The sequence below is a fragment of the Echinicola strongylocentroti genome (assembly GCF_003260975.1).
GTDB classification, from domain to species: domain Bacteria; phylum Bacteroidota; class Bacteroidia; order Cytophagales; family Cyclobacteriaceae; genus Echinicola; species Echinicola strongylocentroti.
On sequence record NZ_CP030041.1, the window covers coordinates 327,548 to 352,780 of the forward strand.

12 protein-coding genes are annotated in these 25,233 nt (G+C 42.8%); 5 read left to right on the forward strand and 7 right to left on the reverse strand.

Going from position 1 to position 25,233, the window contains the following annotated elements; all coding sequences use genetic code 11:
* Window positions 1–80 precede the first annotated feature (80 nt).
* The gene (locus DN752_RS01185; protein ID WP_245949414.1) at window positions 81–596 is read right to left on the reverse strand and encodes a DinB family protein; all 516 of its coding nucleotides are present in this window, start codon (window positions 594–596) and stop codon (window positions 81–83) included.
* A 607-nt stretch (window positions 597–1,203) separates the two neighbouring features.
* Here DN752_RS01185 and DN752_RS01190 point away from each other — a divergent pair.
* From DN752_RS01190 to DN752_RS01210, 5 genes are all read left to right on the forward strand, one after another.
* Window positions 1,204–1,638: an RrF2 family transcriptional regulator gene (locus tag DN752_RS01190; protein WP_112782274.1), complete on the forward strand. Its 435-nt coding sequence runs from the start codon at window positions 1,204–1,206 to the stop codon at window positions 1,636–1,638.
* Window positions 1,639–1,700: 62 nt separating this feature from the next.
* Window positions 1,701–2,912, forward strand: a complete 1,212-nt coding sequence (gene hmpA, locus DN752_RS01195; RefSeq protein ID WP_112782275.1) for an NO-inducible flavohemoprotein — start codon at window positions 1,701–1,703, stop codon at window positions 2,910–2,912.
* Between the two features lie 1,276 nt (window positions 2,913–4,188).
* Entirely contained in the window at window positions 4,189–5,217 is a 1,029-nt protein-coding gene (locus DN752_RS01200) for an alpha/beta fold hydrolase (protein WP_112782276.1), read from the forward strand.
* A 119-nt stretch (window positions 5,218–5,336) separates the two neighbouring features.
* Window positions 5,337–5,897 (forward strand): cysteine hydrolase family protein, encoded by a 561-nt coding sequence (locus tag DN752_RS01205; protein WP_112782277.1) that lies wholly within the window; start codon window positions 5,337–5,339, stop codon window positions 5,895–5,897.
* 3 nt (window positions 5,898–5,900) lie between these two features.
* Window positions 5,901–7,139 carry an MFS transporter gene (locus DN752_RS01210; protein ID WP_112782278.1) on the forward strand — a complete coding sequence of 413 codons (1,239 nt, stop codon included), beginning with the start codon at window positions 5,901–5,903 and terminating at the stop codon, window positions 7,137–7,139.
* A 1,466-nt stretch (window positions 7,140–8,605) separates the two neighbouring features.
* On the opposite strand, the gene DN752_RS01215 is transcribed toward DN752_RS01210, so the two are convergent.
* From DN752_RS01215 to DN752_RS01245, 6 genes are all read right to left on the reverse strand, one after another.
* On the reverse strand, window positions 8,606–9,826 hold the full coding sequence (locus tag DN752_RS01215) for an alginate lyase family protein (protein ID WP_112782279.1): 1,221 nt from the start codon (window positions 9,824–9,826) through the stop codon (window positions 8,606–8,608).
* A gap of 370 nt (window positions 9,827–10,196) precedes the next feature.
* Window positions 10,197–12,611, reverse strand: a complete 2,415-nt coding sequence (locus tag DN752_RS01220; RefSeq protein ID WP_162633063.1) for a heparinase II/III family protein — start codon at window positions 12,609–12,611, stop codon at window positions 10,197–10,199.
* Window positions 12,612–13,836: 1,225 nt separating this feature from the next.
* Window positions 13,837–16,185 carry an alpha-L-rhamnosidase-related protein gene (locus DN752_RS01230; RefSeq protein ID WP_112782282.1) on the reverse strand — a complete coding sequence of 783 codons (2,349 nt, stop codon included), beginning with the start codon at window positions 16,183–16,185 and terminating at the stop codon, window positions 13,837–13,839.
* 204 nt (window positions 16,186–16,389) lie between these two features.
* Window positions 16,390–18,591, reverse strand: a complete 2,202-nt coding sequence (locus DN752_RS01235) for a glycosyl hydrolase (protein ID WP_162633064.1) — start codon at window positions 18,589–18,591, stop codon at window positions 16,390–16,392.
* A gap of 167 nt (window positions 18,592–18,758) precedes the next feature.
* Window positions 18,759–21,095 (reverse strand): alpha-L-rhamnosidase-related protein, encoded by a 2,337-nt coding sequence (locus tag DN752_RS01240; protein ID WP_162633065.1) that lies wholly within the window; start codon window positions 21,093–21,095, stop codon window positions 18,759–18,761.
* Window positions 21,096–21,545: 450 nt separating this feature from the next.
* On the reverse strand, window positions 21,546–25,058 hold the full coding sequence (locus DN752_RS01245) for a glycosyl hydrolase (protein ID WP_112782285.1): 3,513 nt from the start codon (window positions 25,056–25,058) through the stop codon (window positions 21,546–21,548).
* Window positions 25,059–25,233 lie beyond the last annotated feature (175 nt).

Consider the following 25,233-nt stretch of genomic DNA (forward strand, 5'->3'; position numbering starts at 1 on the left):
AAAGCTGGTCACCTTTCGCAAATCATCACCGTACCACCTATTATTTCATCCATGCTTATACTATTCCCTCTTTTACTCACTTAAATATTCCCCCTTTCTTTTTCTCTAACCCATTCAATATAATCGGTTTGAGATATTTTGTTAATTCCCAATTGCCTCATCATGATGACCACTTGTCCCCGATGAAAACTTCCGTGATTGAATACTGTTTGAATTATTTCTCTTGTCGGTATTGAAAACCTTTCTCCTTTGTGTTCAAACTGAATGGTTTTTTCTAAATCCGCGTTATAGGTAAAATCCTTGAAGTCCCCAGAGGTTTTTTGCCATCCTTTAAATAGTTCTTCGTTTGTACCTGAGAACTCGGTCACTTTTTTGACGTCCCATCCATTTCCTTTTAGCCGGGAAAGCCACCCTGATTCGGCATACCAAATGTGCAAAATAGTTTTTTGAATTGTAGGGTAACTTCCAATTAGTTCTTCAGTGAGTAATTGCTCGTCCTGCTCGGATAAATTACTTATCAACCTATTATTTGCCCAAATATTATATAAGGCATAATCTACGTATCTTTGGATCATATCAAATGGTTCTTCTCTCACTTTATAAATCTGTTTTTGTACTTATTTATCTTTTGGTGTGGCATACCGGTCAGAGTATTGTTTTGGAGGCTTTTCAAAACAGTTCACTGTTCTACCAAAACTAACTTGCCTAATGGCAAAAACATTGAATAGAACGCTCCACTCACCCTAAGCTATATTTTTTGTTTTGATTATACGCTTTCATGCCAGTAGTTTTTATTTCTCGCCGAACGCACAGAAAACCCAGAATGAAACAACGCTTTCTCAGATTTCGGTGGTTTCTGTAAGGACCTATTTCATATCTCTGTGATTACTGGTATCATTGCGGATATACATATTTTTGTTAATGAATACAAACAAAAGAGGCTGGAACTTCCCTAATTAGCCTGACGATGAATATAAACACTTAAAGCTATAAAAAAGCCAGACCCAATCAGTTTGTACTTTGCCACTTTCTTCCTATTGGTAAAAATTAACCCCATCCCTACCCAATTTTAGAGACATGTACTCCTTAACAAACCCTATATGGATGAACCCACAATTATAGGCTAAATAAACACAAAATTAATACCGGATGATTTTGTCCTTTATTATTTGGTAGTTACTTTTGGGTAAGCAAATTTTAATTATGTTTTCAAAAGCTTGTGAATATGCCATAAGGGCGGTGATATACTTGGCCCAAATTTCTACGAAAGGTAAGCGTTCGTCACTGGTGGATATTGCTGAAGAAATCGGATCCCCAAACGCATTTACAGCAAAAATCCTACAACAACTTACCAAAAACAATTATATAGTTTCGATAAAAGGCCCTAACGGAGGTTTTTACATCACAGATGAGCGATTACAGACCCTTAAACTCGCAGATATCGTTCGCTTGATGGATGGTGATAAACTCTTTACTGGCTGTGCCCTAGGATTGCCCGAATGCAATAGCCAAAAGCCTTGTCCATTGCACCATGAATTCCTAAAAATAAGAAACGAAATACAATACCTTTTAGAAAACAGCCACTTGGAAGAGATCAGTGATCAACTAACTAGTGGGATGACCTTCCTTAAACGATAAAAAAAATTTAGACAAATAGAGGATAAAAGGGTCTTCTATTCCATTAATAAACAACTTGCCTTATGACCAACCAAAAAACAATTGACATTGTAAAATCTACTGCGCCAGTACTAAAGTCACATGGAGAACAGATCACCAGGGTGTTCTATGAAGAGTTATTCAAGCACCATCCTGAACTGAAAAATATGTTCAACATGACCCACCAAGCCACTGGAAACCAACCAAAGGTATTGGCCATGACCATTATAAAATATGCCGAACATATTGACCAGTTGGACATGCTCACGGATACGGTCAATGTCATTGTCCAAAAACACAGCTCTTTGGACGTGAGACCTGAAATGTACCCCATAGTAGGCAAATATTTATTGGAGGCCATTAAAACCGTCTTAGGTGATATGGCTACGGCAGAAATACTTGGAGCATGGGAAGAAGCTTATCAGCTATTGGCACAGCTATTTATAGGAAAAGAAGAAAAGGTATATCAAGACAATGAACATAAGCCAGGTGGCTTTCGGGGCTTTGCTGATTTCCAACTCATCAATAAGGTCAAGGAAAGTGAGACCATCACCTCCCTATATTTCAAACCTGCAAATGACACCCCTATTCCTTCCCACCTTCCAGGTCAATATGTAGCGATCAGTCTTGATATTCCGGGCGAAGACCATATTCACACCAGGAACTATAGTCTTTCGGACATCTCCAATGGAGAACACCTTAGGCTAAGTGTAAAACGTGAATCTTGCTCCCCAGCTGGTAAGGTTTCTAATTATTTGCATGACAACCTCAAGGTAGGCGACAAGGTGAAAATGGGCATGCCTTCAGGGGACTTTGTCCTCCAAAAAAGTGAACATCCCGTGCTATTGATTGCTGGAGGAGTAGGTATTACCCCTTTACTTCCCATGTATAAATCCCTATTGGGCACTGGAAGGAAAACAGTTTTGATACAGTGCACTCCAAACTCCACTACACTTCCATTCCAACATGAAATAAAGGCCTTAGATGACCCTAATCATCAGCATGTAATTGGTTTTTCCAACCCTTTGTCTTCCGATATTATTGATGGCACCAACGTTTTCGAAGGTTTCTTGACCAGATCTATTATAGCCGAGTATATCCCCTCTGCTGAGTCGGAAGTCTATTATTGCGGGCCAAAAAAATTCATGCAGCTGGTCACGCAGCTATTGGACGATATCGGGGTGCCAGAAAAAAGCAGGTTCTTTGAATTCTTTGGCCCTGCTGATGAACTCCGTACCGAGGAGCATGCCCAATGACATGACTACCAAACCTGAAAACTTACCCATGTAGAGGCCTGACGCATAAAAGACCTTAAGTCAGTAATCATTTTTGGTGCAGGTTGACACCTGCACCTTCTAAATGCCCCTCCGCCAAAGACGGATGAGGCAGGATGCTCAGTTGCTAACGCCTATTCAGGGTTTAACCTCAACCAAGCCAACCACTATACATGAGCAGATAGCTGCGACGGCTTGTTTGATCCAAATCAACTAATTATTCTTTCAGCCTATCCCGCCATTCGGCAAGCTAGTGTCAAGACAAACCTAAACCTACGTGTAATCCGGTGTGTCTTTTGGCCTATCTCTACGTTGCAAAAAGACTTCCTTAACTACGGATAGGGGCGTTTTTTGCGCCTTGATCTCGTCCAAAATCCACTACCGCCTTACCCGTCATTTAACCCGGAATATGCATTAGCCTATCTACGCCACGGCGCACAGGTGTTGCGACCTTAAACTGCTTCAAAATCAGCCGTTTCACTTTAGTTTTCGGCATAACCGTAGCGGTGCTACGCTAATGCCTCCAAACTAACTGATTTTCTTGCAATTTCAGCTCTCACTACGATTCCTAACGCATAATCCGGATTTAAGCGTTGACTTGACCCTAGGCTACTGCGGTTTCCAATGTACAAATCGGGGCAAAGTGCCAGCGGCACGATAAATTTTGTAACCTGCGGATTCATCCGCAGGAACTTAAGCTCTCCTCAACCTCCTGAAAGAGTGCCAGCGGCACGGATGATAGCTATGCCTACATGAAAATTGTTTCCCTTCAAAACACTAAACGCATTTCCCCTGGTACTTAACCTCCCATGTGTGTTACAATTTACGGTCTACGGTGCAGGTGATTACCTGCACCTTCTAAATTCCCCTCTTCCAAAAGCGGGTTAATTCCAGTTTCATTGCCGTTTAGTTACTATTATCCATTTAGAGCCAAAAAACAGCTTCCAGCCAAACCTAATTCACTAAATTCCGTGTACTTCATGAATGCCTATTATTTTTGTCAAACCCGATCTATGCATTGTGAATTGTTATAGTTTATCCCAAAGGATGTAGGGAAGACTTGAAAATTCAAGGAAACCGGGCTATTTCCGATGGGTTTCATGACATTATACCTGTGTGATCTGGCCTGGGTAGCCTAATGCATATGATGCGTTCAAGCAATTCCACTTCCTCTCTAGTAAAAACGCAGTGCCTTAATTTCCAATACCTTCATTCTTATAGCCTGTTATATTTTGATTGCACAATTAAAACTACCACCATGAAAACTGCCTATATTTTATTCGTTCTATTATCCTTTGCTCGCATTTTTTCCGCAAATGCCCAAAGCGAAAACCTTAAGTGGCTGGATATTGAACTCTCCAACTATCAGTACCCTTATGAAGTCCATACCATCGATCTGAACGTGCAGGATCAACATCTCCACATGGCCTACATGGATATAATACCCAGTAACCATAATGGCAAAAACATCCTCCTTCTCCATGGAAAAAATTTTAATGGTGCCTATTGGGAGACCACCATTGAGGCACTGACCCAGAAAGGATTTAGGGTCATTGTCCCGGATCAGATCGGCTTTGGCAAAAGCTCCAAACCAAGCCATTTTCATTATACCTTCCAGCAATTGGCCCAAAATACCAAAGCAGTACTCGACAAAATTGGTGTAGATCAAACTGCTGTACTCGGCCATTCCATGGGCGGTATGTTGGCGACCCGATTTGCACTGATGTATCCCGAAATCACCGAAAAGCTGATCTTGGAAAACCCCATCGGACTAGAGGACTGGAAGCTAAAAGTCCCTTACAAACCTGTGGAATGGTGGTACCAAAATGAACTGAAGAAAGACTACGATGCCATCAAAAATTACCAGATGGAAAGCTACTATGACAATAAATGGAAGCCTGAGTACGATGAATGGGTGAATTTACTCGCCGGGTGGACCTTTAACTCCGACTATGAAACCATCGCTTGGAATGCAGCACTCACCTACGACATGATCTTTACCCAGCCTGTGGTATATGAATTTAAAAATATCACCACCCCCACACTACTGATCATCGGTACCCGTGACAGAACTGCCTTGGGAAAACCCTTGGTCTCAGAAGAAGTCAGGGCGACAATGGGACTTTATGAAGAGCTAGGCAAAAAAACACAAAGCCGCATTCCCGATGCACAATTGGTGGAAATAAAAGACACCGGACACCTTCCCCATATTGAGCGTTTTGAACAGTTCATTACTCCCTTGATTACCTTTTTGAAACCTATAGATAATACCAATCCACTAAGATAGTTATATCATTTCTTCATTGGAAAATAACTGATACAAGTCTCATTAATTGATATATTTACTTAAAATTAGTATATTTTACTTGTGAATTTTCCTACTTATTTAAATAAACATTTCCATTCATGAGCAATCCTTCCCCTTCCACCGCTTTATTGGTAATGGACATGCAATCGGTGATCCTTAATTTTTTACCTAAGCATGAAACCACCTTACAGAATGTGGCAAAGTGCCTCAAAAAAGCACGAAAAGATAAAATCCAGGTGATTTATGTCCGTTTGGGGTTTAGGGATGGTTTTCCAGAAATCAGTCCAAAAAACAAATCCTTTTCAAGTTTCAGAAAGTATCTTTCGACTTTATCCCCTGAAGAGATCAATCAAATCCATCCGTCCATAATTCCATTTCCAGGAGAAATTGTGGTGACCAAAAAAAGGATCAGCGCATTTTCAGGAAGTGATTTAGAGATGATACTAAGGTCCTTAAACATCGATCACTTGGTACTGACAGGTGTGGCCACCAGTGGTGTAGTGCTTTGTACATTTTTAGAAGCCATGGATAAAGACTTTCAGCTCACTGTCGTTTCTGATGCCTGCCAAGATAAAGACGACACGTTACATCAAATGGTAGTCACCAAGTTGTTTTCAGGAAGAGGTGAAGTGGTTTCCGCCAAAGAGTGGGTAGAATAATGCATGGGAAGAATCCAGAATACTTTTAGAGCACTCCAATCTTCCAATTACAAGATTTTTATTGCCGGCCAAGCCATTTCACGCATTGGGACATGGATGGAAAGGACGGCTGTAAGCTGGGTGGTCTACGAAATGACCAACTCCACCTTTATGCTGGGCCTTACGGCGTTCGTTTCGCAGTTTCCTTCCTTCCTGTTTTCCTTGTATGGAGGCATTTTGTCGGATAAGTATCCGAGGCACAAAATCGTCATGATCACTCAGGTTGCCTCCTTTTTGCAAGCGGCCATTTTGGCTTTTATCGTGCTAAGCGGAGATACCGCGATTTGGCATATCCTTACCCTTATTACCCTTTTGGGCATCATCAATGCCTTCGACATCCCTGCCCGACAATCGCTCGTACATCAGCTACTCTCCAATCCAGAGGACCTGTCAAACGCCGTAGCCCTCAATTCTTCTGTAGTAAATTTGGCAAGGCTGATAGGTCCTGCTATAGCCGGACTGGTGCTGAGCACCTTGGGCGCAGGTATCTGTTTTTCCCTTAATGCCCTGAGTTATTTGGCCGTGATCATTTCACTGCTGTTCCTTAAGCTCGCTCCCCAACCCAAAAAGGTAAAAAAGCAAAGCAACCTCTCCGAGATCAAGGAAACCTTTTCATACTTAAAGCATCACCCCATTCTCGCTCCTACGATGATCTACATTGCCATCATCAGCCTTTTGGTCATTCCTTATAATACGCTTTTGCCGGAATTTGCAAAAGAGGTATTTCAGGGAAATGCACAGACCTATGGTTTTATGGTCAGCAGCATTGGTTTAGGGGCATTTTTAGGAACCCTTTTTTTAGCGTCCTTGGCTCCAAAAACCAAAAAATCTCGGATTTTGATCATCAATGCGGCTATTCTGGGAAGTTCCTTGATTGTTTTTTCGATTACCGAACTGCTGCCTTTTGCCCTATTTCTGGCCGTCATCACCGGATTCACAGGACTGACCCAATCAACTATCTGCCTGACCATCGTCCAGACGGAAGCTGATGCAGAAAAAAGAGGCCAGCTTATCAGCCTGTACGCCATGGCCTTGTTTGGGATGATGCCTTTGGGAAGTTTATTGGTCGGATTGATCTCCAACCACATTGGGAGTTCGACCACATTGCTGATCCAAGGGTTGATTGCCATAGCCATTGCCATCTCCTTCTTTCAATTCCTGAGAAAGAAAAAGCTAAAATCAATGAAGAATACCTTACGCTAAAAGTATTGGACCGCAGGGCAAATCCATTTAAAAAAACACCAATACTTGCATTTATATCTGTCGTTCCTATGGAACTTACCCTTTTGTGTGTAACTATTTTTGGCTAATTTCTAGGATGAAACAATGCCGCCAGGGTAGGATTATCTGATTTTTTAAGGCTTTATAATTTTTTCTGGACGTTGACGAAGTCGGAGAAATTGATTTTTGCGTTGTGTGCCCAGTTTATTGCCCTGAATTGGTTGAGAATATCTCCCGTGGTTGCCCGAACTGATTTTTGGATTTTATACCATTTGGGTCTTGGAAGGATTTGTTGTTTGGCAAGTTTGTGAGGCCAGCATAAGCAATGAATAGGTTGCGGCCACGAAGGCGGGGGCCTTGATGCAGGCTTCTTCCGTTCTCACTTGGGCCTGACCACATCCCATGATGATTTTTTCATCTTTGAAATTGACTTCTTTCTCCCATCTCTAGAGATATGCCTGCAGCAGGGTCGCCAGGTCCATGTCCGGATCGGTGCAGATAATGTAAGCAGGATCCCTGTAGAGTAGCCTGGAGTTTTTTGTCTTTCTCGGATGATGACCAGCTTTAGATCTTTATTTCCCCTACTGTGACCTATGTGACTATGTTGTTACACATACATCATGCTCAAAAACTTAACAGTTATACGTGGTATTGAGTTAAAATCTCAATTTTACCTGGTTCCGCAGCACAGCTGTCGGAACAACCCTTGCCTTAGTGGCGTACTTTTTTTGGCCACGAAGTCGCGAAGTCACAAAGAGGGAGGAATAGTGATGTGTCGAGTACTTGGCCTATTGCTATCCAAAATACTTAGCGTCTTGGCGCCTTAGTGGCTTGTTATCGATCCAGCAATAACAATGTAGGTGCCGACAGGATGACTAGATGCATACACCCTACTGTGAACTATGTGTCTATGTTGTTACACATAATTCATACTCCAAATCTTAACAGTTATACGTGGTATCGAGTTAAAAACTCAATTTTACCTGGTTCCGCAGCACAGCTGTCGGAACAACCCTTGCCTTAGTGGCGTCCTATTGATCCAGCAATAACAATGTAGGTGCCGACAGGATGACTAGATGCATACACCCTACTGTGAACTATGTGTCTATGTTGTTACACATAATTCATGCTCCAAATCTTAACAGTTATACGTGGTATTGAGTTAAAATCTCAATTTTACCTGGTTCCGCAGCACAGCTGTCGGAACAACCCTTGCCTTAGTGGCGTCCTATTTATCCAGCAATAACAATGTAGGTGCCGACAGGATGACTAGATGCATACACCCTACTGTGAACTATGTGTCTATGTTGTTACACATAATTCATGCTCCAAAAAACAAGGTGTGAGCGTAGCACCGATAACACCAAAACGACTGATTTTAAAGCAATTTCAGGTCGCTATAGATACCAAACCTCATGAATGCGATTAAGGCTAATTGCACTTTTTGTTTACTTCCGAAATGTAATATTTGCTTCCCCTTTTTCAATCAACTGTAAGGCACTATTAAAGTCATCCTCCTCAAACAATTGAGAGGCATATTTTATATCTTCTATCAGTTTTTGCCTGGAGCCTTCCGCGTCAGCAATTTGCTCATACTCCCATGCTTTCTCCTCTGTAAAGTAGGAAAGCATATACTCAAAGCCTTTTTTAATGCTTCTCCCATCACTGGTCTGTGCATCCCAAAGGTCAACACCCACTTTTTTACCTAAGCGGGCAAGGGATAAGAAGCCATGTAGATTCATAACAGAATAGGAGAAAGATTTGGTTCTGGCCAATTCCAACGGTTGGCTGCCGTCTGGCTCAATTTGATCGTAAATCCTGCTTATGGTAATTGTAGAAAGGTATTTTTTCACCTCCTCGGTTTTTCCCAAATAGGTTAAGATACTCAATAATTGCAGGTCGTAGTACGTGGCATGATTGTTCTTTGTATGTGCCTCTCCCTTTCCATTTTCACTGTATTGGAGCCAACGAGCATATTCTGAAAGCCAAGCTTTTATAGACAGCTGTGTTGCTGGATCCAGCTGATTGCGCTCCCCCAACAACTCCAGGCATTTTACCACTTCCACAATATTCGCAAACTCAATGATGCCGAATTTTCTACCATCCGTTTTCCCTGGAATACTCTGGCTATAATCGAGATTAGGGTTCATCTTGGTTTCTTGGTCCAGGAACCAGGTTTTGATAAGTACCAGTGCCTTTTTTGCATAGACATCATTTTCCGAAAAATAGAAGGCATCTCTTAATATCGTTAGGGAGCGGACGAAATTTTGCCATTCCACATAGTCCGTAAAATCATTCCGTGTTTCAGGGTTTATTTCACCGTCTCTTCTGATGTACGGCAGACCATCTGACGTGCTTGGATTGGGCCACCAATATGGGCCAATAGTCATATAATCATGTTTATCACCACTTGGCGGCACCCCTGTTTTTTTCACCACCGAAAACCCCTTATGCTTGATAGCTGACTCCGCTTTTTCGATCAGGCGGTTATAATTGGACTTGGCTTTAGGGTCATTGTGCTCGATACGTTCCTTTGTTTTCTCATATTCGCTATATTCAATAAGCGTAATCTTATCAGACTGAACCATACGATCTTGACCAGCCACCATGCCTGTGGTGGCAATACATAGCAAAATCACTAAATAAAAAATCCCTGATAGTTTCATCATAATTTCAATTCAATTACACGCCTTTATTAATAAACTTCATTTGGGCTATTTTTTTCATGGGGCTACTATTTTTTTACTAAACTCCGGCGATGTTCTCATTTCATTACCTTTATCACTTCTTTGCTTCAGGTCAAACAAGCCCACCTTCTTGGCTGCCCACTTTTTAATTTCTTGAAACATGTATATCCGCAATTACAGAAATATTGAATAAGTTCTCACAAAAATCACGGAAAACTCAGAAAGGCCTTGCTCTATTCAGGGTGTTCTGTGCATTCTGTGAGAAATAAAACCTACTGGCAATAAAGCGTATAAGCAATCTTGAATTTTATGGCTTACCGAATATTTCCTAACCGGTCATGGAATTATCAAATTACTGTGCTATTTGGTCTCCCACTTCGAGTTGCTTTCCTTCCCCTACATATAGTTCTACCGCAGATCTGCCCTCATAGGATGTGATTCTAGCCACTGCAAATCGGCCCTCAAACCGAAGATCAATTGCTGGAAGTTCAAAAACCTGATTTTCATCGTCATGACAAATGATGTAATCCTCTATCTTGCGACCATCTACCTGACTGGTAACTTTTGCACCCACAATTTTTTCTCCAGTGTACAAATGTTCCACAGATTGAATACTTGATTTCTTATGGATGGAAGGTTCATGGATAACCACATACGGACGGTCCCATGCTTCCCCTTTCTGACGGATCGCCACCACCTGCGTTTTTTTCTCTTTATAACCATTCCGTACATCACGGCTGGGAGGGGCTAATGCCTTAGTAAACTCTCGCTCCACCCCACCTGGTACAAACTGGTGCATATATCGCTTGTCCTTCTTTATATCATAGCGAATATTCACGGCATCTTTTATGGCATCAGTAGTATGCTCGTTTTCAAAAAAACGCCAACCTGGAGAATGCACCTGATCACCAATATCATTATCGTATTTACCAGTAGGAGATAACTTCAATTTACCTCTCTTATCAGCAACTATGGTAGTTTGATCTCCTAGATTATGGTAGATATAATCGTGAAATTTATTTTCATCCAACGATTTGGACCTGAACATGTCGAAGTAGTATCCAGTTGTAGGACTTGTCCGTATGGTACTTAACGTTCGTTGCTGCTCAGCATTGTTCACCTCATCCTGCAAGTACTGTGTAGCAAAGCTAAAATGTTCATTCTTTGGGTCGGCCAAGTGTGCTGGTTCGGCGGCAATATTCACTACTGTGTTTTGCCAAACATTCGCCTTTCTCTTCCAAGAACCTTTATCTCTCCCATGGGAACTTCCATTCACTATGACCGTATTGTTTCCTGCATAGAGCCTGAAGTAGTGTTCATGAAGAGGGATCCTTCTTTGTGCAACAGAGGGTGGCAATCCAGCATTGGGTGCCATTGCATAACCAGCTCCATATAGCTCCATTGTTATCCCTGTGACGTGCGAATGTACATAATGCGCTCCTCCAATGATTCCACATAATCCGTATAATTCATTATTCTTTTCAACATAGTTCCTTTGAAGGGCTACACCTGCATGCTCTACGATCACGGTAGGTTTATGAAAGTCAATCTCCCCTTCAATTTCTTCAGGAATTGGGCTCCCCCAAAGTAGCTGCGTAAATGCACTATAATTATCGAAAGTGCCCGTTCCAGCATGTGGATGATACCCACCAGATGCATCATAATCTTGCCGTAATGCTACTTTGGCCTTTTGTTCATATTCGCTTAGCCCACGACGCTGAGCAAGATTCAGTGTGTATTGGTACAATTTCGAAGTTCCATCAGAGTCACGATGAGAATCTCCATAAGTAACAAAGCGATGGTCTGGCATTCTTAAGTTATCGAAAAGAAAATTACCATCCAGAATATGCAATTGGTCATTTATCACATCCATTTCCGGCTTGACCCGGTCAATGATATTGAGCATCATTGTAATGTTAGGCATGAAACTATAGCTTAGAGATTCTGGCCAAATACCCTGATTGCCAAACATAGGCAGCAAGGTGTTTTTAAAAGAATTTTGGTGTGCTGTTCCTTCTTCCCAAAGCACATTGAATAGGCGGTCTCTTTTGGCATCATCTTCCACACATAAAATCCCAAACAGTGCTCCCGGACCTGTGAGTATCGGGTGATTGGACACAAACCTTCCGTGTGTGTCCGGGTGACCATATTCCTGCAAGGTGTTACCGACCATGTTCAGCATTGCTTTTTGCATCGTGGCATGATCGTAGTCAACTTTTGCTTTCCTCCTGGCACTGTACACATTGATGGCAGGTTTTTTTACATAATTGTAGATGAAATCATAAGCAATGGCAAACTTTGCATAACTGGTGCGGGGATCATAGAAGGAATTTCCACAGATGGAGGTATTTTGGGGATCCCTAGGAGCCAGTTCTTCTGCATAGAACCACAAAATGTCCGCTGCAAACTGCGCATACTGATCTTCTTCTGTCAAATAATAAAGTAGTCCGGCATACGCTGCGTCCCCAAGAATATCAGCATGTTGATGAACCGTTTTCACCTCAAGTTCTGGAATATTACTATCCTCAGCGATTGTTGGAATTTGATTTAGGATCTTGCTTGGGCTAGCTCGATGATCCTTTACTTTGTCATCGACGATTTCGTGTACGTCATTCAATAGCTCTTGCGCCCAACTATTTTGATCAATTAATTCAAGGATACTGTCTCGCTCATCCATTGTGGCCCAGATGACAGGGTGCTGAAGGGATTGGGCATCAACGGTATTAGAAATGTAGAAATGGAAAAAAAACAAAGTGAGTAGTTGCAATGAAGTTGTTAAATATCGATTTGCTCCGATAAAGTTTCTCATATTTTTCAAGTTCTGTTAATTCTTAATTAATCCCGGTCACAGGTTTGACACATGTTGAGGTAAATGATCCTATCATGTGATATTTTGGTCTTACCTGCTTACCTAAAGACAGTCATGTTTGCTTTTGGTAATTTTCACTATAAAGGTCAAAAAGAATCACCCACTAAAAATCTCAAAAGTTGGTAAAATCGTCCAAACATTTGATTTTTATGCTATAAACCTGAGTTCGATAATAATTTTGAATGGAACGCAGATAACGCGGATTCAGCTGATTTTCGCTGATTATTTCTTGGCCACAAAGTCGCGAAGTCACAAAGAGGGGGAATAGTGATGTGTCGGGTACTTGGCCTATTGCTATCCAAAATATTTAGCGTCTTGGTGCCTTAGTGGCTCCTTATTGATCCAACAAAAACAATGTATGTGCCGACAGAATGACTAGATGCATATCCCCTACTGTGAACTATGTGTCTATGTTGTTACACATAATTCATGCTCCATATATTAGCAGTTATACGTGGTATTGAGTTAAAAACTCAAATTAACCTGGTTCCGCAGCACAGCTGTCGGAACAACCGTTGCGGATTCAGCTGATTTTCGCTGATTTTTTTTTTGGCCACGAAGTCGCGAAGTCACAAAGAGGAGGGAATAGTGATGTGTCGGGTACTTGCCCTATTGCTATCCAAAATATTTAGTGCCTTGGTGCCTTAGTGGCTCCTTATTGATCCAACAAAAACAATGTATGTGCCGACAGAATGACTAGATGCATATCCCCTACTGTGAACTATGTGTCTATGTTGTTACACATAATTCATGCTCCATATATTAGCAGTTATACGTGGTATTGAGTTAAAAACTCAAATTAACCTGGTTCCGCAGCACAGCTGTCGGAACAACCGTTGCCTTAGTGGCTTGCTATCGATCCAACAAAAGCAGTGAAGGTGCCGACAAGATGACTTGATGCATATCCCCTACTGTGAACTATGTGTCTATGTTGTTACACATAATTCATGCTCCATACCTTAACACTTATACGTGGTATTGAGTTAAAAACTCAATTTTACCTGGTTCCGCAGCACAGCTGTCGGAACAACCGTTGCCTTAGTGGCTTGTTATCGATCCAGCAAAAGCAGTGAAGGTGCCGACAGAATGACTAGATGCATATTCCCCCTTTTTGTACGAATACTTACTTATAAGTCGCCTCAACTTCCCATTTCCCAGCTTCCGTTTTAAATTTTAAATGCTCCTCGTCTTCACCAAAATAGTCAAAACCCGCATGGCCTTTTTTAAATTTTCCTTCTTCCCACACAATCTCATCACCAACCTTCACTGTGGCAATTTCTTTTTCAGCCTTTGGGACACCAATAATTGCAGAAGTCGCTTCTGGTGAATTTAGTAGCAACTGGAATGTATTTCTATTGGCTTCAATAGTTAGATCAATAGTCCCTTTTACGGTAGGTATGGTTTTCTTTAAGCTTTTAAAATGAAGCAGTGTGGGCATAACCTGATATTCGGTCCAGCCTATTTTTGTTGGTGCTACTCCGGCAATGTACTTCGATAAAATAGTGTTAGGGGCATTCCAGGCATGGTTATAACTTCCTCCCTTAGGAAACATCTCGTACAACGTTGACAAAGATTGATTGTCTACTTGACTTTGATACTGCTCCTTCATTCTTTGTAAAGATTCTTCATGTCTTCCGGCTATGCACATGGCTTCTTCTACCAACCACTCAAAGTGAGGACTCGAAAAGAAGTTTTCAGTAAGGACATTATCAACAATCTGATCATAAAATGCTGGGTTTGCAATTCCTGAAACGATGGCAATCGCATTGGCTCTATCATCTTTGAACTTTTCAATATCGGTACTATAAAAACCATCTTTCCAAAAGGCTTTTTCATACGCTGGTTTCATCGCGGCCATACGTTTATTGTACCATTCGATATGTTCTTTCTTGCCCAAAACTTCAGCCATCTTCTTAGCCTCTTTTAAGGCCAGGTAATAAAAAGCCATCTGTATGGGTTCTTCATCAATGGTATTTTTCACGCCCCAATCGAGCCAATTCCAGGTGTCGGGATTTTTTCCTTTTCGGTATTCTGGCAAACCGTTTTCTTGCATTGGGAATAGATCCAAATAATCAAAAACGTAAGGATAAGCAACTTCAAGTGTCTCCTTATCACCAGTGTTCAAATAATATGGCCATACCACCTGGGAAATAAACTGCAGGCTTTGGGTTACCAATTCACGAACCCTGAGAGGTCCCAAAGCCCCTATTACACCGTTTTCACTGAAATATACAGTTTGCAATATGGCTTTTTTAAGCAATTTACGCCCGGCCTCATCCATTGAGTAGAACAAGTACCCAGTTTGGTCGGCTACATCGCCTATCCACAGGGCCCTTTCTCTGTCCGGGCAATCCATGAAGTTATCACGGGCACAAACAAACAAGGTATTGTTGCCCATCTTCCACAGGCGTTGATAGAAAGGATCGTCCACTTCAAATTTTCCGGCCATTTCACCTACACTCATCCATCGGTATTTTAAGGCCTTTACTTTTACTCCTTCCGGAATGGTGTAAGTAATTTCATGACCATTCATCCATGAATAACTTTCATATGCCTGATCACCCTCCTTGGTAATATAGGTGGCGTTAATTTTATTTAACCTATTATCCGTAGTCATAAAAACAGTATCTCCTGCACTGGCTTCTATCTCCAAATATGGCGTAACCTGCTTGTTAAATGGAAGACGGCACCTTACGGTTTGTCCCTCGCTTACAAAAGGAAAATTGAGTTGATCGTGGTTTTCATAATTTGTCAATCCATGGTTAACCAATAGCGGCACAAAATTTTCTTCTAATGAATACCAGGGAGCAGCACCCGCCTCACCTTTTTCAATAGCCGCAGGCCACTTGTTATCTTCATATCCCTCTTTATACCAAGCGTTTTCGTCCCAGTCATTCATCGCTTTCTGGGCATCGAATCGAACACTATACTGAACCAAATTATCACTCGGAGGAGCAATAGTATTATCGTAGCCCGGATGCTGGATGGCTTTCCATGTGGCATCGGATACCAGCTTTTTGTCATCCATTTGGGCATGAAATAGCAAGCCGCCTTTTTTACTGTCAATATGCGTACCCTTATGGGTCTCGCGCCCCCAATACCAGACCAATATGGCTATGGTGTTTTTGCCCTCTTTCAGGTAAGGTTGGATATCCAGTGTTTGGTACCAGGAGTTTGAAGGAGTTACCTTATTTTCCCTGTCCCACTCACCGACAGGGCTTGGCCCACGAGACAAGCCCCCTTCAAAAAGAACCATCTCCCCATTTATCCATAACCAAAACTTACTATCCACACCGATACGTGCCTTGGCCAATTCCGGGACTTCTTCTAATGTTACGGTTTTTCTGAAACTCATCCATGTATTGGAGGGTCCATCCTCTTTTTGCCAAATCCATCGAGCATTATCCCAGCTTGATGCATCTGCACATAATACTGAGAACAAAAGGGTTATTACTACTAAAAGCTTTTTCATATTTCTAGTTATCCTTTTTTTACATGTATATCCGTAATGACACCAGTAATCACAGAATTATATAGGTTCTCACAGAAACCATCGAAATCTCCAAACAGCCTTATTTCATGCTGGATGTTCTGTGCGTTCCGTGAGAAATAAAACCTACTGGCTGGAAAGCGTATAGTCTTTTTGTATAGAAACAGTCACCACATCCTGACATATTTATTTGTCCTCCGAAACCATAAATAATGATCTTACGCCGCCCAGATCGAGTTCTATTCGAGTATATACTTGTCCATTTTTTTCTACATAATTAAAAGGGATTTCCTTTTTGATTTCACCACTATGCGGATCCCATTTGCTGGGTTTTAGCTTCCCTCGAAGAAGTACTTCAGTTGCAATTGTTTCGTCGCTGGAATTGGTAAAAAAATAAATATGTCGACCATCTTTAATTTTATGGATATAGTTAAATTTGCCTATATCAGTTTTAAGCGTCGGATTACTTTCAAAGACCACATCCGCAGCTTCGCTGTGTTTATCCAAGACTGCTTCCAGCTTTGATGCATCGGGTTGCGGAATAAATATCGCCTTGCCGCCTGCACCATTTTGGGATTCCACTGTCTGGCTCAACTCACCTTGCTGGGTGGGATCAATACCAAAAATCTCTTTTACTAACGTGATCACCTTCTCATCATTTCCGATAGTGGCCGACTTAAACGGCAACATGGTAGTGGCGATGAGTGTCCCGCCATTATCATAAAATTGCTTCACTTTTTGAAGCGTAGCATATGTAATCACCTTACTTCCGGTGAGCATCAGCGTATGATAGGCTTGGTGATTCTCACTGTTGTTCAAGTGTATATTACCTTCCTCTATTCCGTACTTTTCATCTAAGAACAGTTCAGGATGTACAAAGGTAAAATCACGACGGATGTCATTGGTCAGCCATCCACTTACCGTCTGATAATCGGTTTCGGGCGCCACATAAAACCCTTGGCGGATATTGTCGGGATTATCAAAGCGGAACCATGCCGCCAAGCCCTCAAAGGGATAGAGCACCGCAATATCGCTCACTCGTCTACCACCCCTAAGTAACATACTGGTGCGTCCTACATAGCTGGAATAAGCTGGCAATGCCGGAGCCAGTTTTTCGCTATAGGGGGACACCAAAGGCGGTATGTAAACCTTCTCAGGATCGTACCACATGCCGTGAGGTATGACCATATTGACACCTCGGGCAAATAAATCCATCATGGCCCTGTACAGCATCAGAGAGTCAAATGAGTCCTCTTTATAGGCTCCATATATTTCGGTAGCCACCAAAGGGCGGTCATAATAATCAGCCGCAGAGCTGATCAGTTTATGTCCGTTTTGTCCAAACTGATAACCAATAATGGCGTCAGTGAGGGGTATTTGCGTATACCGATAAAATTTGAAAATATCGGCGTTCATATCTATGGGCGTTGGGTCATAGTTGCCTGGAGGGTGACCGGTACTGCTTAGGCCATTGGCTTCATTCCATTGCCCTACTAGTTTAGGAAAACCTTCGGCCAGTAATTCGGCACGTGTCCTAAAAAAAGCATTTCTGACAGCCGCTGTTTCCGGTCCAATGTCCTCCCATAAGGCAGGATAATAAGGACGTGGATCATAACCATTTAGTTCCTCAAACTTTTGGTTAAAAGAAGCAGTCCAGTTTCGGGGATGCCGCCAAAAACCCACATCATCAAAAAAGGTGGTTTTAATGGTGTTGCCAAAATACTGACCAAAACGCTCCTTGTATTTTTCGTATGTTTCGTTAATCATATGGCGCACTGCAGTAGTGTCCATAAAATCCATACAGAGGTACTTTTTGTGAAAGCTGTCCTTCATCAGTGGAAATAGCATTATTTCCCAGTTTCCTTCTGGAACATGCCATTGCAATAAGCCGTCCTTTACAAACGAACTTATTTCGATGCGTTCATCAGTTCGTTCATTGGTAGCCACTGCGGCCATTAATTGGATACCAGGGATGCTGTCGGTAAAAAGCGCAGGGCCTTTCACCTTATATTCTATCTTATCCAACCTTTTCATGGTGTGGTCCGGATATTTTTCTTCCATTTTTCCACCGGCCATTCCACTCGGGAAGTCATTGTCATCATACAATATGATTTCCATCTCCAACTCCTCCGCTATATCTATCATATCCTGGTACCGCTCAAAATATTCCTCAGAAAGGAACTTAGGCGAAGTCCCTGGCTTACTCGGACTTTTTTCGGCCAAAGGCAATAAACTCACCCCCGAAAACCCGGCCTCTTTCGCATCTTTCATTTGTTTTCGGATTCCCTCTGTGGTCAATTCCCCGTTGATATGCCAAAAAGGCATGGGCTTGAAATGGCCGGGAGGGTTTACAAAATCCCGTTCCAATGTATTTTGACAGGAGAACATCAGCAATAAAGCTAAGCTCCTAGTGAATATTTTTGCTATTTCACTTTTTTGCACCGCCATAAATATCATATGAATAAATTATCTTCTTTTTTTGACATGTCTCTAGAAGCGAAAATGAATCAGTCCTCTGTATAGTAAAGTGAACTACCAACTGACACACCCGCATATTATTTTCTGTTTTCCGTGGCCTCAAATCTCCATATTCCCGGCTTTACTTCAAGACTTATGAATTCCTCGTTTGCTTGGAGCAACTTCACCTTAGGTAGCTTGTTTTTGAATCTCCCCCTTTTCCAAACTACCTTACCATTTACACTTACCAGTTCTTTTGCAGGAATAAAAACAGTAGCTGTTGTTTGGGCTGGTGAGGCCAAATCAAGGGCATAAGTATCCGCCGTTTTGTCCACTTCTAAAGTGATATCCCCCTTTACACTAGGTACGATTTGTTTTACGTGAGTGAGATGGGCCATATTAGGCTTAACTTCGTATTTGCTCCAAGCGACGTCAGTTGCCTTAATGCCCGCTATGTACCGCGACAGCACATAGTTGGGAGCGTTCCAAGCATGGTTATAGGTACCCCGCAATTGAGGATGGTACTTTTCGTACAGCGTCGTCAACCACCCCATTTTCACCTGGCTTTCGTATCGCTGTTTCATACGCAACAAACCTTTTTCAAATTGTCCCGTGCGCATAATGGCCTCTTCTACGATCCATTCCATATGAGGACTTGCTTTTTGTACTGGCAATAACACGCTATCCACCAAGATGTCATAATGCTCTTCATTGGCCAGACCGCTTAGTACGGCCAGCGCACTGGTACGTTCCTCTAATGGTTTGTTTTGTCTTCCGTAATAGCTGCCTTGCCAATATTCATCTTCAAAGTTTTCGTTGATACTATTGATCCGTTGGGTGTACCAGGGGATATCCTCTGTTATATTTAAAGCAATGGCCATTTTTTTTGCAGATTCCAGGGCCATATAATACAAGATCACGTTCACAGGTACCGGGTCAGGATCTACGCCCCAATCCACCCAATTGGCATAACCTTGGCGATGTTCTGGCAAACCGTTGGGCATCATTTTCCACAGCTTCAAGTAATCGACCACAGCGGGGTAGGCATTTTCAAGCGTGGATGTGTCGCCTGTATTGTAAAAATAGCTCCATATTCCCTGATCGATATATTGCAGACTTTGACCTGTCAACTCACTACTTGTCCCACGATATGCGCCAAATCCCGGCGCCAAACCTTGAATCGTATCCCCATCACTATAGGCAATGGTATTGTCAATGGCTTTTTTAAGTAATAAGCGCCCGGGTTCATCCAAGGTATAAAACACGGCCCCTGTTTGATCGGCCACATCGCCTATCCATAACCCCCGCTCCCTATCGGGGCAATCCATATAGTTATCTCGGGCACATACGTAAAGGGTATTTCTGGCCATCCACCAAAGTCGGGTATAGAAGCCATCACTACATTGGAAAGTACCTGTCATCTCCCCCACACCAGTCCAGCGATACTTCAACTCCAGCACTTCCACACCTTTGGGAATGGTGTATGCTACTGAAGGGCCATTAAACCATGTAAAGCCTTCAAACTCCTGCTCTCCGTCCTTGGTGATATAGGTGGACTGTAGGAGATTAAAGGGATTATCGGTATCCATAACAATAGTATTTCCAGCTTTACTTCTTACCTTCAAATACGGGGTTATTTGCTGATTAAAAGGTAGTTTTGCGCTAATCACCAAGGCGCTATCCGTTGTGTTTTTAAACGGTAGCATGATGGTGCTTTTACCTTGCTTTATACTGAGGGAAGGATAATTCGACAAACCACGGTCGTTCCACTGGGGAATGGAACGCTCCACCATATCACCCCACGGTTTACTATTGGCCTTTCCTTTTTCTGTTGGCGAATGCCAATGGCTATCGTCAAAACCGCCAGTATACCAAGCTTGGTCTGTCCAATCAGCCATAGCTTTACGGGCATCAAACTTCACGTTATAGGCATTCACCCGGTTAGCTGAGCCACCACCTCCCCCACTAGTAGGATCATAGGCCGGGTGCGCCATCATCTTCCAGGAGGCATTGGTATTCAAATCCTGCGCCCATTCTGCCTCTACATAAAGCCCCCCAAAGCCACTGTCTTCATGCGTCTTACGGGTACGCCCCCAGTACCAAACTAAAACAGCTATGGTGTTTTTGCCTTTTTTTAGGTAAGGTGCAAAATCGACAGGATCATAATAAATGGTATTTGGAGCAGCACCACGGGCCAAACCACCCTCAAACAACACCATCTCCCCGTTTATGTATAACCAATATTTAGTATCTACTGCAATTTTGGTCAGTGCTTCCAAGGGAACATTGTCAAGATCGATTGTTTTCCTAAATGCCATCCATGTATTGGCAGCGCCTTCTTCCTCTTGCCATATCCATGCTGCATCAACCGAGTCCTGCGAAAATCCCCTAAAGGAATTTAAGAACAGCAGTAAATACAAAGTTGCTTTTCTCATGTCACTTGTTTTTTTGGGTTCATTGAATGGGGCAAAACGGCACCATAGCCTTTCATTGCTAGTATCACGCACCAAGGACTCAAACCGGGTCCAGGGCAAACTACTGTTCTGCGCAGATAATGTTAACCATTATTATGGTAAGGCTTATCCTGTCTCGTACTAGGGCAAACCAAGGCCCCTTATCGTGGAATGCAAGCCAATAAAAATAAAAGGATACAGCAAAGTAGAGAGAATACTTAAACCCGGTTTATGCATTAGCCTATCTATTGCGACCTGATCTGCTGCGACAAAATCAGCCGCTTCACTTTAATTTCCGGTTCTATCTGGCAGCTATACAGGGTAACCGTGGCGGTGCTATTCCTACACCTCCAAACTAACTGATTCTCTTTCACTTTCAGCTCTCCACGAGTTATCGGGACAGGCGATGACGCTTCCATAAATCGGGTTAAATCACTTGGACAGTTCCAACACCTCAACCTGTTGGTAGCACCTAATGACAACGGGGCCCAGTAATCCTGAAGTTTTCAGTGTAGAACCTTTATCCCAGTGTTTGTAAGAAGAAAAGGTGGTACGACCTAAAGGGCGATCAATATCAGGCGCAAGCCATTTGGGCAAAGACGCTAATTGCCTACCTTCTCGTTTGTAATCCAAGGGCAATTGCTCGTCCCCAATTAACCGGTTAGGCCACAGGTTAGTAACGCGTACTTCGAGTGTATTTTCTCCTTCCCTTACGTAATCTCCGATTTTCACCCTGAAGGGAGCCCTCCATAATACGCCGGCATTTTCTCCATTAACGATCACCTCGGCCATTACACCGACACGCCCAAGATCTAACTCCAAGGCTTGATTTGATCGTAGCATATCCTCTGGAAGTTTGAACTTATTTTTATAGGTCGCCGTACCGGAGAAATAACGTATCCTATCTTTAGAGAAATCGGACCACGAAAAGAGCTCATTAACATGCGCTATTTCAGGCATTCCTTGCTGGTCAGGGAAGCTAGCCTCCCATTGCCCTGTCAGTTCAATTGGTGTAGGCACTGATGCTACTTGAACGGTGCCTGTTTCTCCTTTTGAAGTAGTATAGGCCAGTTTACCAGTGTAGGGGCTTTCCCATATCACTTTATTGCCCTCCGTAAAAAGCTTCGGTTCAGGACGCTCCCTGGTCAGATCAAGTGTTTCCCCTTCCGGAATAGACAGCGAATAGGTCTCTCCGCCTGTAGCGTAGCTTATTCGCAATATTTTGTTTTTACCTTCCACAGGTCCCACTTCGACTAAATCGTCTTCAACAGGGATTTCAAGAATGCCTGAAGACAGCATTCCTTTTATCTTTTTAGTAATATCATAGGTTTGGTATTCATCTGGCACACCAACGGTTTCCGGTTTAAATTTCCCGAATACAGCCCTGATGATTTTCATATCTCCAGTAGTACTTGCATCAATATTTACAGCTTCTCTTTCCATGGCCTTGATCACCCGGACACTATCACCTATGGCATATTTCATTCTGAACTCCTTGGTATACCCCATTGCAGGATCACAATCACATAGCTCTCTACTGGCAATTATATTGAGTTGGTTATTTTTGATTTCTTTGGTCACCACATCAGTTATATCAATTAGCCCTTCCTGTAGGAAATTGCCATATTCCACTTTGATAATCTCCAAACCAGGAAGTCGCTGAGGTTTTGGCCGTTTAAGGCTAGGTGTTGTTTTTACCATATTATGGACGGATGCGGTTGGTTCCTTAAAAACCACAAAAACCGCTTCTTCCTGCCCTAAATGTACTGGAACACTGATTGTCCCATCCTTATTCTGTCTCCATTCTGCCAGCTTCATGATTTCACCGGTTTCTGCATTCCAGATTTCGGGCTTTTTCCTTGCTACTCTGAACCGAAAAACCATATCCCTACTTTGTTTTCGAGAATTGGCAACAAAATATATGTCCGTATCCACCACTTGTCTGTGTATAAAGGTAATATCAGCAGGGTTTCCCTGCTCCACATTAAAGTCGGGTGAAATTGGCGTCTTTTTCAGGTACTCATCGATAGAAATATCGTTGACCATGCCTCTGCCCCATAATTCACCAGCTATTCGCTCCACTATATCATCACATGCTGGATAGCCCATTAAGCTGGGGGATTTTTTGGGTTTTGGCCCAATGACCTTGGCTCCTGCTCTCACCAACTCTTCTATTTGCTTCAAGGTTTCGGGTCTTACCCATTCTATTTCGGGCAAGACCAGCACCCTGTACTTCCCTCCTACAGGAGTTTGGATTTGCCCGTTCTCTACTTTCAGTGATCCGAGTTTACCGGAACCTATCAAATCATAATCATAACCCAGTGATTTAATTTCCGGCAAAAGAAATGCAGAATTTGGCGAGGAATCTCCCGTAAACACCAGCACATCCGCCACACTTTTCCCTTGTTGTAACAAAAACTGTGACCTTCCTATATAATCCATAAACGCCTTCCCTTGTCTCCACCAGGTATTTAGTCGATTAAAATCGGTGCCAAACATCCCAAGGGCTAAACCTGGCCCCACATCCCAAGGCTGATGCACATAGGTATGAAAGATAAACCTGGTAATGCCCTGTGCCCAAGCCTGGTCTCCGATGGACTTTAACGTCGCAGGATGCTCATCCCAACCTCCAATTCCGGTAAATGATTCTGCCCCTACTATGGAACTGCCATTCAAGTGGGCTATTGATGAAACAAATTTTGGAGAATCAAAGAAAGGGTACCCTCCGCTCCAAAATTCACACATGACGATATCGCCTGTGGCCCCTACCTGCATATTGTCAAATGGCCCCCAATAAGGCTCCACAGAGAATTTCATTCCTGCCTTATGGCACAACTCTGCAAAGTGTCCATAATAATTCTCGGCCATTAAGTCCCCTATTGTACGACGAAAATCCCAAAGGAAACGCTCTGTCTCCTCGCCACTCTCGACATAATATCCGGCCATGGTAGGCAGGTACGAAAGTATCTCATATCCTCTTAAGCGCTCAAACTTTTTATCAAAGCCAGCTGTCCAGTTGGCTGTCCCCACTTCGTAACTATCGATGAGGCAATTATTCACTACAGTTCCGACCAAATCACCGAGTTTATTGATAATAGGCTCGATACCTCCTTTCCAGTGCTCATCGACTGCTCTTTTGCTCATCTTGTCACACTCTAAGCCATGTCCGCCAGCAATTGCTGGATGATTTTTCTTGCCTGTAGGAGTATGGCCAAGCCTTAGTATCACCCATTCTCCTTCTGGCACCTCCCACTCCAGTAAACCATCTTTGGAAAGCCTGGAAGTGAGGTCTACGATCTCCTCTTTATGAACCAAAGCAGCAACTGGAACATCCTTGGTATCCGGTGCCAAATGATTCCGCACACGTCCTGCTAAATTCTTATAATCCAACCCATCAATTTTAATATCTTTTTCCGGCTTGGGAAAAGCCAGAACAGCGATATCTTCATAATAATCAAGTTTCTTTTCAGGCTCCGGCAAAAGCGCCTTATAGGTAACCCCTCCTTCGACAAGGACCTCACTGTACACGACCGTTTGCATGGCATATTCAGGGGTAATCCAAGGGCCTCCGCTGGAAGACCAGCCCGAACTATTATGAAATGAAAGCTCCAGATCCAGTCGCTTTGCTTCTGTGGCGGCAAAGTAAAAATAATCTAGCCACTCCTCACTTAAGTATTCTACTGGACCTTGAGGAAAGTCCAAATGGACATTAAAAAGTTGTGCCTCTTGGATCCCCATTTCCTTCATTGCTTCAAGATCGGCCGTTATGCCTTCCCGCGACACATTCCCACTGATCCAGTGCCACCAGGTACGGGCCTTCGCTTCGGATGGGGGATTTTCAAACCCCGCTTGAAGCTGTCCTTCGTCACTGGAATACGGCGATTGAGCATTAACAGTAAAAAAGAAAGACAAAGTGACACAAAGTGAAAATAAAAACAACCTCATAATAACTTAATTTTATTGGCCACCGATCAATCAACAAACATTTCATCTTTATAAGGACCGCTTTCACCTGTTGTCCATAGTTGAACCCGGAAAATGCATTAGCCTATCTATGTCACGACGCACAGGTACCGTGGTCTGGTCCGTCGCGGCGGACGCGCACACCGAAAACCATCTG

Bases quoted from the DNA above. Each gene is read 5' to 3' on its own strand.
- DN752_RS01245 (WP_112782285.1), bottom strand. From the start codon at position 25,058: ATGAGGTTGTTTTTATTTTCACTTTGTGTCACTTTGTCTTTCTTTTTT.
- DN752_RS01190 (WP_112782274.1), top strand. From the start codon at position 1,204: ATGTTTTCAAAAGCTTGTGAATATGCCATAAGGGCGGTGATATACTTG.
- DN752_RS01200 (WP_112782276.1), top strand. From the start codon at position 4,189: ATGAAAACTGCCTATATTTTATTCGTTCTATTATCCTTTGCTCGCATT.
- DN752_RS01240 (WP_162633065.1), bottom strand. From the start codon at position 21,095: ATGAGAAAAGCAACTTTGTATTTACTGCTGTTCTTAAATTCCTTTAGG.
- DN752_RS01215 (WP_112782279.1), bottom strand. From the start codon at position 9,826: ATGATGAAACTATCAGGGATTTTTTATTTAGTGATTTTGCTATGTATT.
- hmpA (WP_112782275.1), top strand. From the start codon at position 1,701: ATGACCAACCAAAAAACAATTGACATTGTAAAATCTACTGCGCCAGTA.
- DN752_RS01235 (WP_162633064.1), bottom strand. From the start codon at position 18,591: ATGTTCTCCTGTCAAAATACATTGGAACGGGATTTTGTAAACCCTCCC.
- DN752_RS01230 (WP_112782282.1), bottom strand. From the start codon at position 16,185: ATGAAAAAGCTTTTAGTAGTAATAACCCTTTTGTTCTCAGTATTATGT.
- DN752_RS01205 (WP_112782277.1), top strand. From the start codon at position 5,337: ATGAGCAATCCTTCCCCTTCCACCGCTTTATTGGTAATGGACATGCAA.
- DN752_RS01210 (WP_112782278.1), top strand. From the start codon at position 5,901: ATGGGAAGAATCCAGAATACTTTTAGAGCACTCCAATCTTCCAATTAC.